Here is a 2,361-nt window from a genome sequence, read left to right as displayed (position 1 = left end):
GCTCTTCGACGCGCTCTCGGGACGCGAAACGAACGTGGTCGTCCTGGCCAGGCAGCCGGTGCTGCTCACGCCCGAACCCTCGGTGCTGACCTCCAGCGAAACGATGAAGATCGTCGGAGAGTCGACTTCGCTGTGCCTGTCGCTGCGAGGCGGCATTCCCTTGCAGGATTCCAGGACGATGGATCAGGCCTTCGCGGCCGCCATGCAGAACGCGAGGGTGTCGGTCCATGTCGTTCTTGCGAACGGAGATCGCGTTGCGTTGAGACCGCCTCTGCAGGCCTGGAGCATGCACGGCAAGGTGCTCAAGAACGATGAGCTGGCGGCCTGCGCGAGCACACCGTGCAAGGCTGATTTGCAAGTGGGTGCACAAGTCGCCAGGATCGAGGTGTCCTCGGAGCCCGCGCTGTCCGTCCAGGGGGTCTATTGGCAGTCGGAGCGAGGTCCGCTCGAGGATCCGGCCCCGCCACCTGTTGTCGCTGCGGCGTCAGCACCGCGGGCGAAGTCGTCGTGTATGGCGCGAGCAGGCTGAGCCGGGTGTTCAACCCACGGCGGTCCAGGCGGTGAAGCCGGCCATCGCCACCAGGCCCGCGCCCACCACCCGCATCAGCAGGCGCCGGCCTTGCGGGTTCGCCTTCAGCCATCCGCCGCTGCGGCTGGCGGCCACCGCCAGCGCGCCATAGACGGCTGCCTGGGTCGCATTGGTTACCGCCGCCAGTTCGGCCACCTGGACCCAGAACCCGCCGCGTTCGGGATGCACGAACTGCGGCATCACCGCGAGGGTGAAGAGATAGGCCTTGGGGTTGAGCAGGCTGGTGGCGACGGCTCCCCGAAAAGCCTTGCCGCCCGATGCCGGCGCCGGCTCATCCCCCGCATCCGCACCCGCTGCCGATGCCGCGCGCCACACGCTCCAGCCGATCCACGCGATGTAGGCGGCGCCGGCCAGCAGCATCACCGTGAACAGGCCGGGCACCGCCTTCACCACGAGTGCGATGCCGGCCGCGCCGAACACCATGTGGCACAGCCCGCCGGCCATGATGCCGGCCACCGCGCTCGCGCCGCTGCGCAGCCCGCCCACCAGCGAATGGCCCATCACGTAGGCCATGTCCATGCCCGGCAGCACGATGATGCCGAAGACCAGCGCGAAGTACAGCGCGAGTTCAGGCCCGGCGATCACAGCGCACCCGCCCGGGTCAGCTGGCCGGACAGCGGCTTGACGAGCTTGCGGCAGTGGAAGGGATTCATGGAGGGCTCCTGGTGCTGGTGGTGAAGGAGCCGCTACGATAGGCCCCATATAGGACAGATTCAGCCCTGTATCGAATCCCGCCCACCATGCCCGCCCCTGCCACCCGAGTGCTCACCGTGCTGGAACTGCTGCAGGCCCGCGGCATGGTGGGCGGTGCCGAGCTGGCCGAGCGCCTTCAGGTGGATCGCCGCACGGTGCGCCGCTACATCGCGATGCTGGCGGACCTGGGCATTCCGATCGCCGCCGAGCGCGGGCGCGACGGCGGCTACAAGCTGATGCCCGGGTTCAAGCTGCCGCCGCTGATGTTCACCGACGACGAAGCGCTGGCGCTCACCGTGGGCCTGCGCGCCGCACGGCACCTGGGCCTGGCGGAGGCGGCGCCGGCCACCGCCAGCGCGCTGGCCAAGCTCGAGCGGGTCACGCCGCCCGCGCTCAAGCGCCGGTTGCGCGGCGTGGCCGACACCATCGCGCTGGACATCCAGCCCGGTGCCGCCGGCAACAACGATGCGTTGCTGGCACTGAGCGCGGCCGCCTTGAACCAGCAGCAGGTGAGCCTGGGCTACGTCACGCCCGGTGCCCAGCGCAGCCGTCGGGAGTTCGACCCCTACGGGCTGGGGTTTCGCGGCGGCCACTGGTACGCGGTGGGCCATTGCCACCTGCGGCGCGACCTGCGCTCATTCCGGCTCGACCGCATCGAGGACGTGCAGCCACTGCCCGCGAGCTTCCGGCGGCCGCCGTCCTTCGACGTGCTGGGCTACCTCACCCATGCGATCGCCACGCTGCCGCGCCTGCACCAGGCGAAGGTGCTGCTGCACACCGAGCTGGCGACGGCACGGCGCCATGTGTTCGCCGGCTTCGGCGTGCTGAAGGCACACCGGCGCGGCGTGCTGCTGACGGTGGAGGCCGAGACGCTGGAATGGGTGGCGCGCGAACTGGCGCGGCTGCCGTTTCCGTTCACGGTGCAGGCGCCTGTGGAATTGAACGACGAGGTGCGGCAGCTGGCGCAGCGGCTGCTGGAGGGTCACTAGCCTGTTGCACCGGCCCCGGAGGGTGCCTCAACGGCACGGCATACCAAGGGGTGGCCCTGGTCGCGCGCCTCTCGCGTGACCTCGCTCGCC

General features: G+C 70.0%; 3 protein-coding genes. 2 read left to right on the top strand and 1 reads right to left on the bottom strand.

All coding sequences use genetic code 11. From position 1 onward, the window contains the following. A partial coding sequence (locus tag AC1D15_RS27590) for a hypothetical protein (protein WP_477828516.1) occupies positions 1 to 529 on the top strand: 529 nt, incomplete at its 5' end. A 9-nt stretch (positions 530 to 538) separates the two neighbouring features. Here AC1D15_RS27590 and AC1D15_RS27585 read toward each other — a convergent pair. Then, positions 539 to 1,174: a LysE family translocator gene (locus AC1D15_RS27585; RefSeq protein ID WP_477828515.1), complete on the bottom strand. Its 636-nt coding sequence runs from the start codon at positions 1,172 to 1,174 to the stop codon at positions 539 to 541. Between the two features lie 155 nt (positions 1,175 to 1,329). Between AC1D15_RS27585 and AC1D15_RS27580 the strand changes: the two genes are divergently transcribed. Beyond that, positions 1,330 to 2,271 carry a helix-turn-helix transcriptional regulator gene (locus AC1D15_RS27580; protein WP_465112257.1) on the top strand — a complete coding sequence of 314 codons (942 nt, stop codon included), beginning with the start codon at positions 1,330 to 1,332 and terminating at the stop codon, positions 2,269 to 2,271. Positions 2,272 to 2,361: the final 90 nt, after the last annotated feature.

It is taken from the genome of Rhizobacter sp. P2_H2, assembly GCF_056403375.1.
This window is presented reverse-complemented; position numbering and strand designations above follow the sequence as displayed.